At 51.1% G+C, this 22,360-nt stretch carries 16 protein-coding genes; 14 read left to right on the top strand and 2 right to left on the bottom strand.

Annotated features, from left to right (window positions below):
* Positions 1 to 4 precede the first annotated feature (4 nt).
* The 13 genes from P157_RS0111285 to P157_RS0111220 all read left to right on the top strand — a co-directional run bounded on the left by P157_RS0111285 (position 5) and on the right by P157_RS0111220 (position 20,208).
* Positions 5 to 2,254 (top strand): alpha-galactosidase, encoded by a 2,250-nt coding sequence (locus P157_RS0111285; protein ID WP_026761083.1) that lies wholly within the window; start codon positions 5 to 7, stop codon positions 2,252 to 2,254.
* Between the two features lie 825 nt (positions 2,255 to 3,079).
* Positions 3,080 to 3,679 (top strand): AAA family ATPase, encoded by a 600-nt coding sequence (locus P157_RS0111280; protein WP_026761082.1) that lies wholly within the window; start codon positions 3,080 to 3,082, stop codon positions 3,677 to 3,679.
* Between the two features lie 18 nt (positions 3,680 to 3,697).
* Positions 3,698 to 5,134, top strand: a complete 1,437-nt coding sequence (locus tag P157_RS0111275) for a glycoside-pentoside-hexuronide (GPH):cation symporter (RefSeq protein WP_230578481.1) — start codon at positions 3,698 to 3,700, stop codon at positions 5,132 to 5,134.
* Positions 5,135 to 5,311: 177 nt separating this feature from the next.
* Entirely contained in the window at positions 5,312 to 6,505 is a 1,194-nt protein-coding gene (locus P157_RS0111270; protein ID WP_026761080.1) for a galactokinase, read from the top strand.
* Positions 6,506 to 6,585: 80 nt separating this feature from the next.
* Entirely contained in the window at positions 6,586 to 7,575 is a 990-nt protein-coding gene (galE, locus tag P157_RS0111265) for a UDP-glucose 4-epimerase GalE (protein WP_026761079.1), read from the top strand.
* A gap of 14 nt (positions 7,576 to 7,589) precedes the next feature.
* Positions 7,590 to 9,095: a UDP-glucose--hexose-1-phosphate uridylyltransferase gene (gene galT, locus P157_RS0111260; protein ID WP_026761078.1), complete on the top strand. Its 1,506-nt coding sequence runs from the start codon at positions 7,590 to 7,592 to the stop codon at positions 9,093 to 9,095.
* Positions 9,096 to 9,116: 21 nt separating this feature from the next.
* Positions 9,117 to 10,148, top strand: coding sequence for a LacI family DNA-binding transcriptional regulator (locus P157_RS0111255; protein WP_026761077.1), 1,032 nt, complete (start codon positions 9,117 to 9,119; stop codon positions 10,146 to 10,148).
* A 154-nt stretch (positions 10,149 to 10,302) separates the two neighbouring features.
* The gene (locus P157_RS0111250; protein WP_026761076.1) at positions 10,303 to 11,604 is read left to right on the top strand and encodes a L,D-transpeptidase family protein; all 1,302 of its coding nucleotides are present in this window, start codon (positions 10,303 to 10,305) and stop codon (positions 11,602 to 11,604) included.
* A 30-nt stretch (positions 11,605 to 11,634) separates the two neighbouring features.
* Entirely contained in the window at positions 11,635 to 14,241 is a 2,607-nt protein-coding gene (gene polA, locus P157_RS14515) for a DNA polymerase I (RefSeq protein WP_037368344.1), read from the top strand.
* A gap of 1 nt (position 14,242) precedes the next feature.
* Positions 14,243 to 15,073, top strand: coding sequence for a bifunctional DNA-formamidopyrimidine glycosylase/DNA-(apurinic or apyrimidinic site) lyase (mutM, locus tag P157_RS0111235; RefSeq protein ID WP_026761075.1), 831 nt, complete (start codon positions 14,243 to 14,245; stop codon positions 15,071 to 15,073).
* Entirely contained in the window at positions 15,073 to 15,681 is a 609-nt protein-coding gene (gene coaE, locus P157_RS0111230) for a dephospho-CoA kinase (protein ID WP_026761074.1), read from the top strand. The genes mutM and coaE overlap by 1 nt, the downstream gene beginning before the upstream one ends.
* Complete coding sequence (locus P157_RS0111225; RefSeq protein ID WP_026761073.1) at positions 15,665 to 16,276, top strand: lytic transglycosylase domain-containing protein; 612 nt, start codon at positions 15,665 to 15,667, stop codon at positions 16,274 to 16,276. The genes coaE and P157_RS0111225 overlap by 17 nt, the downstream gene beginning before the upstream one ends.
* Positions 16,277 to 16,374: 98 nt before the next feature.
* Complete coding sequence (locus P157_RS0111220) at positions 16,375 to 20,208, top strand: PolC-type DNA polymerase III (protein WP_026761072.1); 3,834 nt, start codon at positions 16,375 to 16,377, stop codon at positions 20,206 to 20,208.
* A gap of 110 nt (positions 20,209 to 20,318) precedes the next feature.
* Here the strand turns inward: P157_RS0111220 and P157_RS0111215 are convergent, their stop codons facing one another.
* Both P157_RS0111215 and P157_RS0111210 read right to left on the bottom strand, forming a co-directional pair.
* Positions 20,319 to 20,576 (bottom strand): DUF2442 domain-containing protein, encoded by a 258-nt coding sequence (locus tag P157_RS0111215; protein WP_026761071.1) that lies wholly within the window; start codon positions 20,574 to 20,576, stop codon positions 20,319 to 20,321.
* Between the two features lie 13 nt (positions 20,577 to 20,589).
* Positions 20,590 to 20,844 (bottom strand): DUF4160 domain-containing protein, encoded by a 255-nt coding sequence (locus P157_RS0111210; protein ID WP_026761070.1) that lies wholly within the window; start codon positions 20,842 to 20,844, stop codon positions 20,590 to 20,592.
* Between the two features lie 166 nt (positions 20,845 to 21,010).
* On the opposite strand from P157_RS0111210, the gene glmM reads away from it, so the two are divergent.
* Positions 21,011 to 22,360, top strand: a complete 1,350-nt coding sequence (glmM, locus tag P157_RS0111205) for a phosphoglucosamine mutase (protein ID WP_026761069.1) — start codon at positions 21,011 to 21,013, stop codon at positions 22,358 to 22,360.

Below are 22,360 nucleotides of genomic sequence, written 5' to 3'. Positions count from 1 at the left end.
TGCCATGATTACGATTGATAAAGAAAATGGGATTTTTCATCTGCATAATGCGCAGGTAAGCTATGTGCTGCAGGTGGTAAGAGACCGCTATGTTCTGCACCGCTATTGGGGCCGTCCCCTGAAGACGTTCCGGGACAGCTCGCCTATGCAGGCCATTGACCGCGCCTTTTCGCCACAGCCGGCGGCCTGGCCAAATGAACGCACGTTCTCGCTCGACGTCCTGCCGCAGGAATACCCCGCTTATGGCCATGGGGACTATCGCCTGCCCGCCTATGAAGTGCGCCTGGCAAACGGCACGACCGTAACGGAACTCTTCTATGACCATTACGAAATCACGGCAGGGAAGCCAAAACTTAAAGGCCTCCCCGCCGTATATGCCGGGGAAAAGGAAGCTGAAACCCTGCATATCTACCTGAAGGACAGTCAGGGAAAACTGGCAGTGGAGCTCTTATATACGCTGCTGCAGGATTCGGCCATGCTGACCCGCAGTGCAAGGATTACGAACTGCGGCCGTGAAGCCTTTGACCTGACCAATGCGGCCAGCTTGGCACTGGATTTTGCTGACCATGACTTTGACCGTTTGAGCCTCTATGGCGGCCATGCCGCTGAACGCAGCTTGGAACGCGTGCCCCTTATGCGCGGTGTACAGGAGACGGGCAGCCGCCGCGGGGCCAGCTCACATCAGCAGTCCCCGTTCCTGGCCCTGGCCAGAAAGGATGCCGGCGAAACGAGCGGTGAAGTCTATGGTTTCAGTCTGATTTGGAGCGGTGAAGCATCCTTTGTAACCGAAGTGGAGCAGTTTGGTACGACCAGGGTTATCGGCGGCATCAATCCCTTTGAATTCAAGTGGCATTTAAGTGCCGGTGAAACTTTCCAGACACCGGAAGCGATGCTGGTATACAGCGATAAGGGCCTTAACGGCATGAGCCAGGTTTTCCATCAGACGGTGCGGGAACATATTGTACGCGGCAAATATCAGCATGAACTGCGTCCTATCTTAGTAAACAACTGGGAAGCTACCTACTTTGACTTTGATGAGGAAAAAATTGACAATCTGGCACAGTCTGCTGCCGATTTGGGACTGGAACTCTTAGTTCTCGATGACGGCTGGTTTGGCAAACGCAATGACGACAACAGCAGTCTGGGGGATTGGTTTGTCAATACGAATAAATTAAAGCAGGGCTTAAAAGGCGTGTCGGCTTCTGCCCATAAGCGGGGGCTGAAATTCGGCCTGTGGTTCGAGCCGGAGATGATTTCCGAGGATTCCGAGCTTTTCCGCGCGCATCCGGACTGGATTTTGCATGTGCCCGATTACAAGAACAGCTTCAGCCGCCATCAGCTCGTGCTGGATTTGTCCCGCCCGGAGGTCTGTGATTATGTGGTGAAAGCCGTCGGTGATGTACTGGAATCGGCAGAAATCGACTATGTAAAATGGGACTTCAACCGCCATTTGAGCGAGGCTTTTTCAGCAGCACTGCCAGCAGAACGTCAGGGCGAAACCAAGACGCGCTTTGTGCTCGGTCTTTATGATGTTCTCGAACGCCTGACGGCAAAATTCCCGCAGGTACTCTTTGAAAGCTGCTCCGGCGGCGGCGGCCGCTTTGATGCGGGCATGCTCTACTACATGCCGCAGACCTGGACGAGTGACAACACCGATGCCATCTGCCGCCTGTCCATTCAGAGCGGCACGAGCCTGGTGTTCCCGCCGATTAGCATGGGCGCCCATGTATCAGTGACACCGAATCATCAGGTGGGCCGTGTGACGAGCCTGCAGACGAGAACACTCTGTGCCTTTGCGGGAGATTTTGGCTACGAGCTTGATATTACCCGCATGAGCGCCGCAGAAAAGGAACAGGTCAAAAAGCATGTTGCCCTGTATAAGAAACTGCGTCCGACCCTGCAGCTTGGTAAGTTCTACCGCCTGCTGACGCCCTTTGCCGGGACGAAAAACGAAACGGCTTGGCAGTTTGTCAGCGAAGATGGTAAAGAAGTGGTCGTGCTCTACTTCAAGACTCTGGCCGAACCGGCTACGCCGATTCGGAAGCTGCAGTTGACGGAACTGGACGCAGATGCGGAATATGAACTGACCGATTACCTGCCCGCCCAGCGTTTGAGCATGGACTTTGGCGGGGAAAAATCCCTGGATATGAAAGGGCAGGTTTTCTATGGGGATGAGCTCATGTATAACGGATTGGGCGTGGAGAAGATTGACACGGACTTTGCAGCTTATATGTGGGTGCTGACAAAAAAATAAGCTATGCTTTCGCTTTCTAAAGAGTCCGCTGACGAATAGGTCAGCGGGCTTTTTATTGCAGTTTGTTGGGGAGTTCAGTTCGTGGTAAAGGTATCCAGTTCATACGTTGTCAGGGGCAAACGGGGAGTGCTTTTTCTGTTTCCCGCTAAACGACCCCCTCGATAAAGAGAGATGTCCAGTTACCTGCGCCGGGCAGGCCAACGGCGCTGCTTTCAGCGTATTTGCTTAGCGGCTTCCTACAGGGGCCGGCCTTCACTACGTTCAGGCAGTCGCTCCTAACAGAAAAAGCACTCCCCGTCCGCCCCAAGTTACGAATTAGCCTATCTCCACGAACTCGTTGCTCCCGTAACAAGAACATCGATGTAATTGTTGCATATCGCCGAGAAAAATACAGTTTATGCAGATGCAACTTAGGGTGGAGGTGGTAATACTTTTCGCTGTGGAACGACTGTCCGAACGCAGTGAGGACTGGCCCACAAACGGCACAGACTAAACACTGAGCTGAACATACGCGCCGCTGGTCTTGCCCGGCGCAGGTAGCTAGAAAGCTATAAATTTGCATGTGGGTCATTCAGTGCAACGGCGAAAAGTATTACCACCTCCGCCCAAACTGAGCTGTAACAAAACGATTTCAGCACGAACCAACAAATAAACTGAAAATTACTATTTTTACCAAACATATTGCATTATCTACAAAACACGCTATAATAATAGATAAGGAAATCGTTTACTATTGTTTGAGTAACGATAGTAAGTCGATATTTATTTTTTAGATCTAAAGAAAACGTTTACATTATTTTCCACACAAAACAAGGGGGACTATTAATGGAAAATACGGTTATCACCATCAGCCGTCAGTATGGTGCTGGCGGGCGTGAGCTGGCGGAGATTATGGCGAAGAAATTAGACATCAAGCTTTATGACCGCCAGATTGTCCACATCGCCGCAGCAAAGCTGGGGATTGATGATTTGAGTGAAGAAGAGCTGTTAGAAATGGAAAATCAGGTTAAGCCCCTGTCCATGAGCTTTATTCCGTTCCATTCCTTTGGTACTCATATGGGCAGCAGCAGTCAGGAAATGTTTATGAGCGAGTCGGCTGCCATCCGCAAACTGGCGGAGGATGCTCCTTGTATTTTCCTGGGACGCAGCGCCGATTATGCTCTGCGGAAAAAAGATAACGTTTTCTCAATTTTTGTCTGCGCTGACGATGATTTCCGTGAGAAACGTGGTCAGGAAGTCTATGACGGCAAGAGCCTGAAGGAACTGGACAAGGAAGACGAAAAGCGTGCCCGTTACTACAACTACTACACGGGACGTACCTGGGGCGCTGGTGAAAATTACGACTTGGTTGTCAATACCAGCTCCGGAGATTTGGAAAAAATTGCTGATGGCTTAATCGCCTATATGCGGACGATTAAAGGTTGATTTTAGGAGGCTCGGACAATGGAGGCAGTAGCAGTGGCAGAGAAGAAAAGCAGCATGTGGCCGCGCATCGCTTATGCTTGCGGTACCTTTGGACATGACGTATTTTACGCCATGCTGGCAACGTATTTTATGATTTTTGTTACCAGTAATCTTTTTTCATCCAATAATCCCAGCCGGGATGCGTACATGATTGGTGTAGTTACGACCATCATCATGGTACTGCGTGTGGCAGAACTTTTCATTGACCCGTTTATGGGCAACATCATCGACAAGACGAAAACTCGTTGGGGCCGGTTTAAGCCCTGGGTTATCGTAGGTGCGTTTGTAGCAGCGATTACGCTGGCAGCACTCTTTACGGATTTTGGCGGTCTTACCGTAACGAATCCGACCCTTTATCTGATTCTTTTCGCAATCGTTTACTTTATCATGGATGTGTTCTACTCCGCTAAGGACGTAGCTATCTGGTCCATGATTCCGGCGCTTTCCTTTGATTCTCACGAACGTGAAATCACGGCTACGGTTGCCCGTATCGGTTCGGTATTCGGCGGCCAGCTCGTAACCATCATGGTTATGCCGATTGTGCTCTATTTCTCCGTTAATCAGAATGGCGGTGCTGGTGACCCGCAGGGCTGGTTTGCCTTTGCCTGCATCGGCGGCGGTATCGCAACGCTGGGCGCAATTATCCTGGGCATAGGCACCAAGGAACAGGAATCTGCTCTGCGTGAAAACAAGGTGGAAACGTCCTTCAAAGATGTATTCAAAGTTCTGGCCAAGAATGACCAGCTGCTGTGGATAGCCTGCGCTTATTTGATTTTGGGTTTAGGACAGAATATTGTAAATAACTTCAATCTTTACTATTTCATCTATGTTATCGGTGATGCAACGAAATTCTCCATCTTAGGTATAATCAACGTGGTTATCGGTCTGATGGCTGTGGCTTTGTTCCCGGTACTCACGACGAAATTCAGCCGCCGCAAGTTGTTTTTCAGCTCTTTGGCTATCATGACGGCTGCTCTGATTCTCTATGCGGTTTCCGGTACCAATGTTTGGATGGCACTGGTCGCTGCTGGTCTCTTCAACCTGCCGCAGCCGCTGATCTTCCTCGTGGTTCTCATGACCATTACAGACTCTGTTGAATATGGCCAGCTGAAACTCGGCCATCGTGATGAAGCGGTCTGCCTCTGCGTGCGTCCGCTGGTGGATAAACTCTCTGGTGCCATTACGGGCGGTATCGTTGGTCTGACAGCTGTATGGGTTGGCATGACCGGTGGTGCAACGGCTGCTGACATCACGGCAGGCGGCCTGCTGAAATTCCAGCTCATCATGTTCGCTATTCCGGTACTGCTGCTGGTTATCGCTGCCTTCGTTTATCGTGGCAAGGTGACGCTGACGGAAGAAGAACATGCCCGCATTGTGGAAGAACTGGAAGAAAAATGGGAAGACATGAATAAGTAAAAAACGTAAGAAAATGTCAAAGAAAACGTTTTCAAAAAATCTTGACATTCCCGGCGTTCAGGAGTAAACTAGAGATAACAAAGGGAAATGCGGCGCAACTTTGTAAGCGAAGCACAGAGTTGCGCCTTAATTTTTCAAAACAAAAGAAAACGTTTACATATATAGGAGGCCTTGAACATGGAAAAAGAAAATGAAATTCTCGCGAAAATGCAGGCAGAGTTTGCTGCTAAATTCGGTGCTGATGCTGCCAGAGAGACGCGCAGCTATTTCTCACCAGGCCGTGTGAACTTAATCGGTGAGCATACGGACTACAATGGTGGTCATGTATTCCCCTGTGCAATTTCGCTGGGAACCTATGCACTGGTGGCTGACCGTCAGGACAGCAAGACGCAGATTTACTCCATGAATATGGCAGACAAGGGCGTAATCGAGTTCCCGATGAGCGGCCTGAGCTATGACAAGGCTAAGGATTGGGCCAATTACCCCATGGGCGTGGTAAAGGTTTTTGAAGATGCAGGATTTAAGGCTGGTCACGGCTTTGATATTCTGATTTTCGGCACGCTGCCCAATGGCTCCGGTCTTTCTTCCTCGGCTTCTATCGAAGTGCTGACGGCCCTTATCCTGAACGATGCCTTTGACTTCGGTCTGGATATGGTCGAAATGGTAAAACTTTCCCAGAAAGCCGAAAACACCTTTGTTGGTGTCAACTGCGGCATTATGGACCAGTTCGCTGTGGGCATGGGCAAGAAGGATTGCGCAATTCTTCTCGACTGCAACACGCTTTCCTACCGTTACAGCAAAATCGCTCTGGACGGTGCCAGCATCGTTATTACCAACACCAACAAGCCGCACAGCCTGGCTTCTAGCGCCTACAATGTACGCCGTGCCCAGTGTGAGCATGCGCTGAATGAACTCAAGGAAGTAAAGCCGGAATTGAATGCTCTGGGCGAGCTTTCCAATGAAGAGTTCAATCAGCTGGCCGGTGCCATTTCCGAACCATTGGAACGTCAGCGTGCCCGTCATGCGGTACTGGAAAACAACCGCACGCTGGAAGCCGTTGAGGCTCTGGAAGCAAATGATGTAGCTAAGTTTGGCAAGCTGATGAATGAATCCCATTATTCCCTGCGTGATGATTACGATGTAACGGGCAAAGAGCTCGATACGCTGGCAGAGCTTGCCTGGCAGGTGGATGGTGTAATCGGTTCCCGCATGACCGGCGCCGGCTTTGGCGGTTGCACGGTGAGCCTCGTCAAGAATGAAGCCATAGAAGCCTTCAAGGAAAAAGTAGGTAAGGTGTACACGGAAAAAATCGGCTATGCACCGAGCTTCTACGTGGCTAACATTGCAGATGGTACCCATCGGGTAAAATGATAGAAAACGCATAGTAAATCCATAGAAAAGATGTTAAAATAGAAAGCGATTTCTGTTTGATGATAAAGGAGCGCATTGACATGTCAATTCTTGTTTGCGGCGGTGCCGGTTACATCGGCTCCCATGCCGTACATCAGTTAGTGGAAAAGGGCGAAGATGTGGTTATCGTGGATAACCTGCAGACTGGTCATCGTGATGCCCTGAATCCCAAGGCAAAATTCTACGAAGGGGATATCCGTGAAGCAGCGGTTCTCGACAAGATTTTTACCGAGAATCAAATTGAAGCGGTCATTCACTTCGCAGCCAACTCGCTGGTCGGCGAGAGCATGGAAAAGCCGCTTAAATACTTCAATAATAATGTTTATGGTATGCAGGTGCTGCTCGAAGCCATGGTGCGCCATCATGTGGATAAGATTGTGTTCTCCTCGACAGCTGCTGTCTATGGCGAACCCAAGAAAATCCCCATCATGGAAGATGATGAAACCTGCCCGACCAATACCTATGGCGAGAGCAAGCTCACCATGGAAAAGATGATGAAGTGGGTCAGCCGGGCCGATGGCATCCGCTATGTGTCCCTGCGCTACTTCAATGCCGCAGGTGCTTTGGACGATGGTTCCATCGGTGAGGACCATCATCCGGAAACGCATCTGATTCCGCTCATCCTGCAGGTTCCGCTGGGCAAGCGTGACCATATCACCATCTTTGGCGATGATTATGCAACGCCGGATGGCACCTGCCTGCGCGACTACATCCATGTAATCGACCTCGCCGATGCCCATGTACTGGCGCTCGAGTATCTGCGCAAGGGCGGCGACAGCAATATCTTTAACCTGGGCAATGGTCAGGGCTTCTCCGTAAAGGAAATGATTGAAGCTGCCAAAGAAGCCACGGGCAAGGACATCAAGGTGGAAATGGGTGCCCGCCGCGCTGGTGACCCGGCACAGCTTATTGCTTCGAGTGAAAAAGCCAGAAAGATTCTGGGCTGGAATCCCCGCTACACCGATGTGAAGCAGGTAATTGGCACAGCCTGGAACTGGCATCAGAAACATCCCAATGGTTATGAAAAATAAGCGGTGAAATAGAAATGAACATCAACACAGAAATCAACCGCCTGCTGAATTTCGCTAAGCAGCGCGGACTTATCAGCGAAGACGATTACTACTACAGTGCCAATTTGCTCATTGATGTTTTACAGGTGAGTGAATTTGAGCCCGAAGAGATAAACGAAACCTTAGAAACAGCTGCCCCCATTTTAGAGCAGATGCTTGATTATGCGGTGCAGGAAAAACTTATCGAAGGCACGACGAGTGAACGGGATTTGTTTGATACCCGCATCATGAACTGTGTCATGCCCCGCCCCTCGGAAGTGGTGCGCAGATTCCAAAGCGACTATGCCCGCGCACCCAAGGCGGCCACGGACAATTTCTACAAGATGAGCATTGCCTCCAACTACATCCGCAAGGACAGAATCGATAAAAACATCGTTTGGCAGACGGCTACAGAGTATGGTGATTTGGATGTCACCATCAATCTGTCCAAGCCGGAAAAGGACCCGCGGGATATCGCCAAGGCAAAACTCGTTAAGTCCAGTTCTTATCCGAAGTGCCTTCTTTGCCGGGAAAACGAAGGCTTTGCTGGTCATGCAGGACATCCGGCACGGCAGACCCACCGCTTAATCCCCTTGCGGCTGGCCTCCCATCGCTGGTTTATGCAATATTCCCCTTATACCTATTACAATGAGCATTGCATTGTCCTGAACCGAAAACACATTCCCATGAAGGTAAACCGCAAGAGTTTCGAGAACCTCTTGGATTTCGTGACGATTTTCCCCCATTATTTCTTGGGCTCTAATGCGGATTTACCCATAGTGGGCGGTTCTATTCTTTCCCATGACCATTATCAGGGGGGGCGCTATGACTTTGCCATGGCCAAGGCCCCTGTAGAAAAGACGTACAGTGCAGCAGGCTTTCCGCATGTAAAAATTGGCCGAGTCAAATGGCCTATGTCCACTATCCGCCTGACGGGGGATGACCGGGAAGAACTGGCTGACCTTGCAGAAAAGATTCTGGACAAGTGGCGCAATTACAGTGATGAAAGCGTCGGGATTCTGGCCGAAAGTGACGGTCAGCCCCACAATACCATCACGCCGATTGCCCGCCGCCGGGGCGCAGCCTATGAGCTGGATTTGGTTCTGCGCAACAACCGCACGAGTGCAGAGCATCCGCTGGGCATTTTCCATCCCCATGCCGAAGTGCATCATATCAAGAAGGAAAATATCGGCCTGATTGAAGTCATGGGACTGGCTGTACTGCCGGCCCGTCTGAAGCAGGAAATGCATCTTTTGGGCGAGGAACTCGTGCGCGGGACGGAAGATATCTCCGCTAGCGAAGAACTGGCCAAACACAGTGACTGGTATAAGATGCTGCGGGAAAAATACCCGCATGTGCAGGAAAATCAGGTCCATGACATCCTGAAAGAGGAAATCGGCAAGGTCTTTGCAACCGTGCTCACACATGCCGGTGTCTATAAGCGCGATGCTGAAGGCATGGCGGCCTTTGATAAGTTTATGCAGACTGTTTCTGAGGACTAATGCCGAAGAAAGCAGGTTTTTATGGAAGAAAAGAAACAAGCTACCATCGTGGATGTGGCCAAAGCGGCAGGTGTTTCTGTTGCGACCGTATCCCGTGTAGTCAACGGGAATTACCCCGTGAAAGTAGAAACCAAGGAAAAGGTTAAGGCGGCCATCAGCAGTCTTAATTATGTGCCCAATGTACAGGCCCGGGAACTCAATACCCGCAGGTCTTCGACCATTGGTGTCGTGGTGCCGGGCCTGCACAATATGTTCTTTGCGGAAGTTATTGACGGTATCGAGGATGCCGTTCGGCAGGATGGATTTTCCTTTCTGCTGAACTGCGCGCAGAACGACCCCGTGCAGGAAATGCAGGCCATCAATACATTGGTGGCCCGCAATGTGTCGGGAATTATCGTCATCAGCCCCAATACCAAGAACATAAGCGAATCCTTTTATGAGGAACTTGTACAGCGGGTGCCGCTCGTGTTCATCAACGGTTATCATCGTATACGGGGCGTGTCTTATGTGGGCAATGATGAGCAGATGGGCTCGCAGACGGCGCTCGAATATCTGGCAGGCCTCGGGCATAAGCGAATTTTGTTTGTGCGCGGGTGCAATTCCGATTCCTACGATATCAAAGAAGATACTTACCGGGAGTTTATGACGAAGCGGGAACTTTTCAGCGAGGACTACATTTTGAATATCGGTGAAGGTAATGGTGTGGAAACCGTGGATGCCACCACGGAGACGCTGAAACTCAAATTGCCACAGCTGCAGCCCACGGCGATATTCTGTTGTAACGATTTGATGGCGGTAGGTGCCATGAATGCTTGTAAGCGTTTGGGGCTGGCCGTGCCGGACGAAATTTCCATCATGGGCTATGATAATATTGCATTGTCCCGTTTGGTGGAACCTAAAATCACCACCATGGACCAGAATATGTTCCAGCTCGGCAAGAGTGCAGCCCAGCTGCTGATTGAAACGATTCGCGGGGGCAAGAGCAAGCGCATTATGCTGGACAATGTATTGGTAAGCCGGGATACCACTGGCGTATGTAAGGATAACCTCTGATTGCGTAGAGGTTATCCTTATACTATTTAGGTGGGAAAATCCCCTGCTTGTGTATTGAAAATTGCCTGCTTAAATGATAGGATATAGAAGTGACATGTCAAATTGACAAGTCAGATTGACATGTCAAATTTTGGAGAGAAAAGAGATTTTAGGTATGCTCAAGAATATTTGTGCTGGCCTGGTGACGGCCGCATTGTTAACTGGCGGGGCAGCTTCCTATGCAGGGGCTGCACCCATGCATGTGCCAACCCTGGCGGATATGTCCGTGCAGGTGAAGGAACCGACTGTACGGGAACAGGAACTGGCCAAGGAAACGGGCAAGACAGTTATGTCTGCGCCCGTGGCTCCGGCAGCTGAACCGGAAAAGGCGCAGAAGACAGAAACGCCGGCAGCAGAAAAGCAGGAAGCGAAGGAAGCTCCCGCAACGGAGAAGAAATCTTTGGAAAAGAAGATTTCCATTAATCTGGCGGCACGCTCCCTGGCCCTCTTTGCAGGCACGGAAAAAATCCGTCTGTATCCCATTGGACCCGGCAAGACCAGTTCGCCGACACCAGTGGGCTATTATAAGATTCGTTCCAAGGATGTGAACCCTTCCTGGACGGACCCGAGTACCGGGGAAACGATTCCTTCCGGCCCGCAGTGCCCGCTGGGCTATCGCTGGATGGAGATTCAGGGCAACTATGGCATCCATGGTACCAACCGTCCGGATTCCATCGGTCATTATGTTTCCAATGGCTGTATCCGCATGCATGAAGCGGATGTGGAAGCCCTCTTTGATTTGGTGGAAATCGGCACGCCGGTGGAAATCACATACAATCGCGTGGTGGTAGAAAAGCTGGCGGATAACACGGTGGCTTACTATATCTATCCCGACGGTTATGGCTGGCAGAAGCTGACGGTGGAAGATGTGAACAAATGGCTGGCCGGTTATGGCGTGGCTAATTTTGTCAGCAACGAGGAAATCGAAAAGAAAATCAATGAATCGGATGGCGAACCCACTTATGTAGCCAAGGTTTATCCGCTCTATGTCAATGGCGTGAAATTGAAGAACAAGGCTATTGAGCAGGGCGGCACCATGTATCTGCCTGCCATTGATTTGGCAGATGCTGCGCATGTGGACCTGGGCTGGAATGCTAAGACGAGGAAACTCGTCAGCACCATTGGCGTAGCTGACGGCGTGGACAAGAAGGATGTGCTTTACTGCAAGCTGGCTGATGCTAAGGCTTTGTTCAGACTCGATGGAACTTTGGAGAAGAACAGCTTCGTCATGAAGACCATCCCTGAGGAGAAAAAATCCAAGTTGGAAGCCCGTGAGGAAAAGGTGGATGCCACCAAGAAGTTAGAGCATAAGAATGAAGCTAAGAGCGAGGCCGCCGAAGTGGCTAAGATAGCCGGCCAGGGCAAGGCTGACAAAGCTGATAAAACGGGCAAACAGGAAAAAACGAAACAGAAGTAATTTAGACGAACAAAATAGGGAGGAATTCGCTTGAGCCAGCGTTTTGTAATTTTGGATGGCAGCAGTTTGATGTATCGTGCTTTTTATGCACTGCCGCCTCTGACGGATTCCCAAGGTCGGCCGACTAATGCCATTTTCGGTTTCTCCAATATGCTCACGAAGCTGTTGGGAGAGCTGCAGCCGGATAAACTGGTCATTGCCTTCGACAAGGGCAGAACCACTTTCCGCACGGAACGGTATGCCGAATACAAGGGAACCCGTGACAAAACACCGGAAGAGCTCCTCGCCCAGATTCCGCTGCTGCATGAATTTGCAGCAGCTTTTGGTATCTCATTTATCGAAAAGGAACGCTATGAGGCTGATGATATCATTGGCACCTTGGCGGTAAAGGCGGCAGGAGCAGGTCATGAGGTTATGGTGGTCACGGGGGACCGTGATGCCCTGCAGCTCGTGCGGCCGAATCTAAAGGTGTTACTGACGAAGAAAGGCATCTCCGAGTTAAAGGAATATGATGAGGCAGCCTTTCAGGAAGAATATGGCTTCGAGCCCATTAAACTCATCGACTTGAAGGGGCTTATGGGCGATACTTCCGACAACATCCCCGGTGTGCCCGGGGTGGGGCCAAAGACGGCCAGTAAACTCTTGCTGGAGTATGGCTCGTTGGAAGAAGTTCTGAACAATATTGAAAATATTTCCGGCAAGAAGCTCAAGGAGCGCTTGACGGAAAATAAGGAGCAGGCCATTCTCTCCAAGGAACTGGCCACCATTGAACTCAACGTGCCGGAGATGGAACTGGAATGGGAAAGCTACGGCATTACCCCCGACCATGAACGCATGAAGTCGTTCTGTGACGGCTATGAACTCAAGGCTGTCTGGAAAAACTTCGTGAAGATTTACGGCGAAGGAGAAGCCGAGCTTGTATTGGATTTTTCGGCTCCTGCTCTTGACGTAGATTTGTCCTATGCGGTTTGGGATAAGGAGACTGCGGCAAAGGAACTGGCAGCGGCAGAGTCCGTGGCCGTCTGCGGCCTGTTCAGCGGCAAGGCGCCTTTTGTAAAGCTTACTGGGGCAGCAGTTTGCCTCTGGCCTGCAAAAAAGCTGGGCTATATTGCAGAGGCAGAAGGCCTGGCTGTACTGCAGGAGGTTATGGCGGAAAAGCCTGCTGTTGTAAAAGGCTTAAAGGCTTATTATCAGGCAGGTGTGAAGCCTGCGGATAGCTTCTTTGATATTGAACTGGCAGCTTATCTTTTAAGCCCCGAAGCCAATAAGTATGAACTGGACCGTCTGGTGCAGGAATATCTGCCCGCGCTGCGCAAGCCGGAGAATTTATCCGGTGCTGAGGCAGAGTTTGTCTGGGAGGCGTATGCCTTGGCCAGCCTGCAGCCGGTACTGGCTGCAAAGCTCAAAGAATTGCAGATGGATAAGCTCTATGAGGAGATTGAACTTCCCTTGGTGGAAGTATTGGCGGCCATGGAGCAGAACGGCATTTATATCAATCGGGAAGAACTCATGAAGAAGAGCGAGGAACTAGAGGCTCGCCTCCAGTCCCTGCAGCAGGATATCTATGTGCTCGCTGGTACGGAGTTTAATATCAACTCGCCGAAGCAGCTCGGCGAAGTGCTCTTTGAACGGCTCGAACTTCCGCCGGTGAAAAAGACCAAGACAGGCTATTCTACCAACGCAGAGGTTTTGGAATCTCTGCGGGATAAGCATCCTGTGGTGGAGCAGGTGCTCCATTACCGCACGTTGAGCAAGCTGAAATCTACCTATATTGACGGTTTGCAGGAGTTGATCGGAGCAGAAGGCCGCATCTATACGAGCTTTAATCAGACGGTTACGGCAACGGGCCGCCTTTCGAGTTCGGACCCCAATCTGCAGAACATTCCTGTGCGCACCGAAGAGGGTAAGACCATCCGCGCACTTTTTGAGCCGGGCGCAGGTTATGACTGCCTGCTGTCGGCGGATTATTCCCAGATTGAACTGCGCATCTTAGCGCATGTGTCGCAGGACGAGCTCTTTATGGATGCCTTTAGGCAGAATCAGGATATCCATGCCCGCACGGCGTCAGAAGTCTTTGGCACACCCTTGGAACAGGTGACCGGGGAGCAGCGCCGCCATGCCAAGGCGGTAAACTTCGGCATCGTCTATGGCATCAGCGACTTCGGTCTGGCCAAGGATTTGCACATCGCCCGCAAGGACGCCAAGAGTTATATTGATAATTACTTTGCCCGCTATACCGGGGTTAAGAAATTTATTGATGACACGGTGGAAAAGGCCCATAAGGACGGTTTTGTAACCACCATCTTCAACCGCCGTCGGGATTTGCCGGCCATCAACAGCCGCAATTTCATGCAGCGTTCTCTGGCAGAGCGCATGGCCATGAATACCCCGATTCAGGGGGCGGCTGCCGATATCATCAAGCTGGCCATGATTGCGGTATATCATAAACTGCAGGCGGCGGGTGTCAAGAGTCGTGTGCTGGTTCAGGTACACGATGAACTGGTGCTCGAAGTGGTAAACAGTGAGCGTGAGCAGGTGGAGGCTATCCTTAAGGAGACCATGGAAAACGTCGTGAAACTTTCCGTGCCGCTGCTCATTGATATGCACGCAGGGAAGAACTGGGCGGAGGCGAAGTAAGATGCCGGAAATGCCGGAAGTAGAAATCATCCGCCGTTATCTCGACAAGATGACGGCGGGGAAAAGAATCATGGATTTGGATATTCGCCTGCCCCGCATGATTAAGTGGCCGGATACCGAGGGATTTCGGGCCCTCGTCACGGGCCGTACCATCAAGGCTATGAACCGCCGGGGCAAGTATCTCTTGCTGGAACTCGATAACGGTAGTGAAGTGGTGTTCCATCTGCGCATGACGGGACGGCTGGTTTATGAACCCACAGGAAAGACAAGCGACAGCCATGCACGAGTAATTTTCCATCTGCAGGGGGGTGCGAGCCTCGTCTATGGGGATACCCGCACGCTCGGAACCATTCATGGCATCCGCCCCGAGGAGCGGGCCATGCTCAAAGGTCTGGCGGAAATGGGGCCGGAACCTCTGTCGGCAGAATTTACGCCGGCTTATCTTTACGAGACGGCTAGTAAGCGCAAGGTGGCTATTAAGTCCTTCCTGCTCAATCAGAAATATATCGGCGGCATTGGCAATATCTATGCCGATGAGGCGCTGTTTTTGGCAGGGCTTCATCCGCTGCGTCCGGCCCAGTCTTTGAGCCGGGAAGAGTGTGAGCGCCTTTGGGAAAGTGTCAACAAGGTTATAGCGGCGGGCATTGAAGACGGTGGCACAACTTTTCGTGATTACCAGAATGGTGAGGGCGGTCAGGGAAGCCATCAGGAACATCTCTATGTCTATGGCCGCAAGGGCGAGCCCTGCCGCCGCTGTGGCCGTCCCATTGAACGCATTACCGTAGGGGGACGGGGAACACATTTCTGTCCCAAATGTCAGGAGGCTGAGTGATGGCACGGGTTATCGGTCTTACCGGAGGCATTGCCAGCGGCAAGAGCACCATGGCAAGATTTTTCCGGGATAAGGGTGCGGCGGTGTTGAGCGCCGATACCATTGCCTTTGCGCTGGCAAAGCCTAGACAGATTCTCTACCGGCTCTATGTGGCGCATTTTGGCGAGAAAATTTTGCAGGCGGATGGCACTTTGGACCGCCGGGCCATTGGCCGTCTTGTGTTCGATAATGACGCCGAGCGTCAGTGGCTCGACGAAACGACCCATCCCATTTTGGAGCGGGCCATGCGCCGGCAGATTGCGGTGAAGCAGGCAAAAAATTTTCCCGTAATAATCCTGGATGTGCCATTGCTCTTTGAAGCCGGATGGGATAAAATGACAGAGGAGAATTGTTTGGTGTTTGTGGATGAGGCCACCCAGCTCACGCGTCTGATGCGGCGCAATGGCTACACGGAGGCCGAGGCCCGGGCGCGCATTGCCGCCCAGATGCCCCTTTCGGAAAAGAAAAAGCGGGCAGACACCTTTATTGATAATAATGGCAGCCTGGAGGAGAGTTTCCTGCAGGCAGAAAAACTTTGGAAGGAGTGGACCCATGCAGGGATTTCGTGACAGGGTCCAGCAGAATCGGCGTATTCAGCGACGCATGGCAACCTGCTTTTGCGTTGCTTTATTTATTTTAATCGTAAGTCTCAGTGCGTTTTTTGTACTGCAATTTGAGCCGGTACAGCGGAAGTATTTTTATGTCTATCCCTATCATGATACGGTGATGAAGTATGCGGAAATCTACCATGTGGACAGCAACCTTACCGCCGCCGTCATCAAGAGCGAGAGCAAGTTCAAGCATACGGCTCTGTCCCATCGCGGGGCTGTGGGGCTTATGCAGCTGATGCCGGAGACGGCCGAGTGGATTGCCGGGCAGATAGGGGACAAGAGTTACAATGTGGAAAGCCTCCACGAACCGGACCGGAATATCCGCTATGGCACCTGGTATCTTGCCGAACTCCAGCGGGAGTTCAAGGGCAACGATGTGTTGGCGCTGGCGGCCTATAATGCTGGCCGCGGTAATGTGAAGGCGTGGATGGATGAGAATAATTGGAGTTATTCCTTCCATGATATAGACGCGATTCCCTATAAGGAAACGCGGGATTACGTAAGACAGGTTATTGGGGACCGCAAGAAGTATAGAGAGTTGTATCCAGAATGAAGCCTTCCCCTTGAGGGGGCGGCGTAGCCGCGGGTGTCCAGTGGACACCCCGGACGGTGGTAGCTCGTGGGGCTGACGGATGAGGTGTAGCGTAGTTTATGCAGAAGTATCGCATTGTTCCGCAACAAGAGAATATGTTTTGGCATCTGGTGCAGGGGATGACCTTGGATGATGAGGAGAAGACCCTGCTGAAAAATGCTGTCATCCGCCATGTGGAAGTCAGCGTGAAGGCCGGCATTTGGGAGATTGCTCTGACCAGTCAGACCCTTATTCCGGACAGCCTCTTGCAGCGGGCTGCGGAGCAGATTAAGGGCAAGTGCAGCCTGCAGAAGGTTATCTTCTATCAGGATATCATCGATATCGAAGATGGCATCAGCAAGGTTTGGCCCCAGCTGGTTACGACGGTGGCCGAGGATAATCCTACGGTGTTCCAGCTCTTGAAGCGTTCCAAGTATGTGGTAGACGGCAGCAAACTGTTGATTAAGGTTCCCGGGGAACTCGGCGGCGAAATCATGCGGGCCCATGCGGTGACACAGCTTATGGGTCGGGCCATCAAGGATATGCTGGGCTATCGCTGTCCCGTAACCTGTGAGGCCAGCGACGAGGTCTTGCAGAATCTTTCTGTGGATGACAGCTTCAATACGCCGGAATATCAGGCGGCGCTTCACAAGGAACGCGTGGCGGAAAAGCAGACGAGTACCCACGCCGATGCTGCTCTGGCGCCTGCAGCAGCACCTAAAAAAGAGGCCAAGCCAAAGGCTGCCCCCAAGAAGCGGGAAGACTTTTCCAAGCCGGTGGTGGTGCAGGGTGCGGGCAATACCATCTTTGGCCGCAGCATCATGGGCGAGCGCCAGTTGATTGCCGATTTGGAAGGGGAAACCAAGAGCGTTATTCTGGAAGGTTTTATCGGCGAAGGTGCCGGTTCCGGTCTCAAGACCATCGAATTCAAGACTGGCACCAAGATGCTGGCGTTCTGTCTGTCGGATGAATCGGACGGCATTGCCTGCAAGAAGTTCTTTAAGCCCGGCAAGGGTCGCAATGGGCAGGAAGAGGACTTCGACGAAATCATGGGCAAGCTCAAGGAGGGCATGGCCGTCCGCATCCGAGGTTCCGTGCGCTTTGATACCTACATGAATGAGTATGTGGTCTTTGTGGATTCTTTAGCCAAGAAAGAAATCAAGAAGCGCGAGGATAATGCCGAAGTCAAGCGCGTGGAGCTTCATGCCCATACGACCATGAGTGCAATGGATGCTGTAGTGTCCGTAAAAGACCTCATCAAGACTGCTGACAGTTGGGGCTGGCCGGCTATTGCCATCACCGACCACGGTGTGGTGCAGGCCTACCCGGATGCGGCTAAGGCTGCCGAAAAACTCAATATCAAGGTCATTTACGGCATGGAAGGTTACCTCACTGGTGACGATTTCGAGCAGAAGCGGGCTAACCATATCATCTTTTTGGCGAAAAATCCCAACGGTCTGCGCAACCTCTATCAGCTGGTATCCCTGTCCCATGTCAAATATTTCCACCGTCAGCCCCGCCTGCCCAAGAAAATCATTGAGGAGTACCGGGACGGCATCATCATTGGTTCTGCCTGTGAAGCGGGGGAACTGATTCGAGCTATCGTGGAAGGGCAGAGCGAGGAGCAGCTTATCGAGATTGCCTCCTTCTATGATTATCTGGAAATCCAGCCCATCCATAACAATGACTTCTTGAAGCGCAGCGATAAATTCCCCCATATCACCACGGACCAGGATTTGATTGACATCAACCTGAAGGTGGCAGAACTGGCTAAGAAACTTGGGAAAATGCTGGTGGCTACCTGCGACGTGCATTTCCTTAATCCTGAGGACAGCATCTACCGTGCCATTTTGATGAAGGGCAAGGGCTTTGACGATGCGGACATGCAGCCGCCTCTTTACCTGCGCACCACCGAGGAAATGCTGGCTGAATTTGAATATCTGGGCGAAGAAGCGGCCTATGAAGCCGTGGTGACCAATCCCCGGAAGATAAACGACATGATTGAGAAGTTCAAGCCCATTCCGGATGATTTGTATTCGCCGATGATTCCGGGGGCGGACGAGGAAATTGAATCCATGTCCTACAACCGCGCAAAATCCATGTACGGCGAAAATCTGCCGGAAATCGTGGAAGCGCGTCTGCAGCAGGAACTCAAGCCGATTATCGGCCACGGTTTCTCGGTGCTTTATCTTATCGCCCAGCGCCTCGTAAAAAAATCAAATGACGATGGCTATCTGGTAGGTTCCCGAGGTTCCGTAGGTTCGTCCTTTATCGCTACTATGACAGGTATTACCGAGGTTAATCCTTTGCCGCCGCATTGGCGCTGCCCGCATTGCCAGTATAGTAAGTTCATCACCGACGGTTCCTACGGCTGCGGCTATGACTTGCCTGATATGGAATGTCCGGTCTGCGGCACGCCGCTTATTAAGGACGGCCACGATATTCCGTTCGCCGTATTCCTGGGCTTTGATGGCGATAAGGTTCCCGATATCGATTTGAACTTCTCCGGTACCTATCAGCCGGTGGCGCATAAGTACACAGAAATCCTCTTTGGCAAGGACAACGTATACCGTGCCGGTTCCATTCAGACTGTAGCGGATAAGACGGCCTTTGGCTATGTGAAAAAATACTTCGAGGAAAAGGGGATAAAGAAACATATCTCCTATATCGACAGGCTGGCCCATGGCTGTATGGGCGTGAAGTCCACGACCGGCCAGCATCCTGCTGGCATCATGGTTGTGCCCCGCGATATGGATGTGCATTTCTTTACGCCTATTCAGCACCCGGCCAACGATATGAACTGTGGTACGATTACCACCCATTTCGATTATCATTCCATCAGCAGCCGTCTGGTCAAGCTCGATATTCTGGGCCACGATGACCCGACGGTAATCAAGATGCTGGAGGATTTGACCTGCCGTGACCCGAAGACCATTCCTTTTGATGATGTGGCCACGATGTCCCTGTTCAATTGCACGGATGCCTTGGGACTCACGCCAGAGGAACTTGGAGCAACTTCGGGAACATTCGGTATTCCGGAGTTCCGTACGCCGTTTACCCGGCAGATGATTGACGATACCAATCCGGACGTGTTCTCGGACCTGGTGCGTATTTCCGGTTTCTCCCATGGTACAGATGTGTGGCTGGGCAACGCCCAGGATCTTATCCGCAGCGGCCAGTGTACCATCAAAAACGCCATCTCGGCCCGTGACGATATCATGATGTATCTGATTCATCACGGCATTGACCCGCTGCTCTCCTTTAAGACCATGGAAAAGGTGCGTAAGGGCAAGGGCATTGACCCAGATGTTGTCAAAAAATTACAGGACGGCGATATTCCCCAGTGGTATATTGACTCCTGTCAGAAAATCAAATACCTGTTCCCGCGTGCCCATGCTACAGCTTACGTTATGATGGCCTACCGTATTGCGTTCTGTAAGGTGCATTATCCGCTGGCTTACTATGCGGCGTATTTTTCCATCCGCGCCGATGAATTCGATGCCAACGTCATTGCCAAAGGGCAGGAATATGTGGGGCAGCAAATTCACGAACTTGAGGAGATTTCCAAGGAAAAGAAACTGGATGCCAAGCAGAATGCAACCCTGATTGTATTGCAGCTGGCTTGGGAAATGTACCTGCGTGGCTTTGACTGCGAGAATGTGGATATCTATACCTCTGACGCAGAAAAATTCATTATCCACGAAAAATCCCTGCTGCCGCCGTTGGCAAGCTTGGGAGGCATGGGAACCAAAGCGTCCCAAAGCATTGTGGAAGCCCGCAAGGATGGTATCTTTACCAGTATCGAAGACTTGCGCCGCCGCACAGGGATCTCTAAAACCAATATCGAAATCCTGCGTGACCATGGCTGTCTTGACGGCATGGGCGAATCCGACCAGATTTCTCTGTTTGGCTAGGTTAGTGGTTGGATAAATGAAACAGGCTGGAGACATGTGTTAACAACACGTTGTCTCCAGCCTGTTTTGGTTGTATATTTTTTTGAAATATTATCAAGCATCGAAAAACCTTATTTAGCAAAGCAAGGTACGCCATATTCATAAATAATGTCGCTGGGTAAATCGATTTCATCATTCCAAGAAATACAGGTTCTACTGGCATCAAGTTGGAAGTTTTGAAAAAGTCCATATTCGGTCATGAGGCTGCGATAGGATGGTAGCGTGCGTATATCATCTTTTACATCATAGCGAACGATTTTACCATCATCGAATACAACCTGTAAAATATAATCGTTTTGTGATTCAATGTGTTTTATACGCGGAATCATTGCATACACCTCCTCATTTTAGCGGGGGAAGCTTGCGTATTAGCTGTGTATCCCACATTTCTTGAAGCTCTTTTTGATAGGTTTGTAGCCATTCGGTTACTAATTCCTGAGCCTTGGGTGGCAAATCACCCTCAATCATTTCATAGGTAAGGATGTTGAACTCTCCCATATATTCGCCATATAGTGCATGAATATGGCTAGGTTCGTGCTCCTTAGGCTTAAAGAACATTTTTATAACGATACCGTAAAAACGTGTTATCTCTGGCATAACACATCACGCTCCTCAATTAGATTATATCATACTTTATGGTAATGGCTAATAATTTTTGCGGAAAATGGTGGTAGCGTGGATTTTCTGAAAAAAATATGATAATATAAATAGCATGTGTAAATTCAGCGATAAAAATCGCTATTATTAGGGGGATTTTCTAATTATGGCAAGATTATTTGGTACAGATGGTGTACGCGGCGAGGCTAATGTCAACCTGACGCCGGAGCTGGCTTACCGCCTGGGCCGGGCAGCTACGATTTACTTTGGCCGCGACAGCGAGGAACAGCCGCTGATTCTCATTGGCCGTGACACGCGTCTGTCCGGTGAAATGTTTGAAGCAGCACTGACGGCTGGTATCTGCTCTGCGGGCGGCCGTGCTATGCTGGCTGGTGTAATTCCGACCCCGGCAATCGCATATCTGGCACGCCGTCATAAGGCTAAGGCTGGTATCGTGATTTCCGCTTCGCACAATCCGTTCCATGATAACGGGATTAAGTTCTTCGGCGGCGACGGTTACAAACTGCCGGATGCTGTGGAAGATGAGCTCGAAGAAATCGTGCATCAGCTCGAAAATGACGACAATCTGGCTCGTCCGACGGGTGAAAAAATCGGTCATATCGAGTACCGCACGGACCTTTTGAACCAGTATATCGAATTTGTCATCAGCACCTGCTCGGAACGCTTCGACGGCATGAAGGTTGTGCTCGATTGCTCCAATGGTGCCGCTTACGAAGTGATGCCCAAGGTTCTGCGTGAACTGGGCGCCAAGGTCAAGGTTATCCATGCTCTGCCCAACGGCGTAAACATCAACGACAACTGCGGTTCCACGCATATGGAATCCCTGCAGAAGGCTGTTGTGGAAAACAATGCAGACTTCGGTATCGCTCACGATGGTGATGCTGACCGCTGCCTCTGCGTGGATGAAAAGGGTCAGATTATCGACGGTGACCACATCCTCGTTATGTGCGCACAGGATATGATTAAGAAGGGCACCCTGCCGCATAAGACGGTTGTTTCCACGGTTATGGCCAACATCGGTTTCCACAAGGCTATCAAGGAAGCTGGCGGCCGCGTAGAAGTAACGCAGGTTGGCGACCGTTATGTACTGGAAAACATGCTCAAGAGCGGTTACAAAATCGGCGGCGAGCAGTCCGGTCATATCATTTTCACGGACTACAGCACCACGGGTGACGGCCCCATCACGGCTCTGCAGGTTCTGTCTTCCCTGAAGCGCAGCGGTCGCAAGGCTTCCGAGCTGACGGCACTCATGACGACTTATCCGCAGCTTCTGGTTAATGTACGCGTAGCTACGAAGGAAGGCTGGGAGAAGAACGAAGCCATTTCTGCTGCCATTGCCAAGGGTGAAGCTGAACTGGGCAGCGAAGGCCGTATTCTCGTGCGTCCGTCCGGTACGGAGCCTCTTATCCGTGTAATGGCAGAAGGCCCGGACCAGGCACAGCTCGACAGAATCTGCAATGAGATTGCCGATGTTGTCAAAAAAGAGCAGGGCTGA

Source organism: Selenomonas ruminantium AC2024 (assembly GCF_000687995.1).
GTDB lineage: Bacteria > Bacillota > Negativicutes > Selenomonadales > Selenomonadaceae > Selenomonas_A > Selenomonas_A ruminantium_B.
This window is presented reverse-complemented; position numbering and strand designations above follow the sequence as displayed.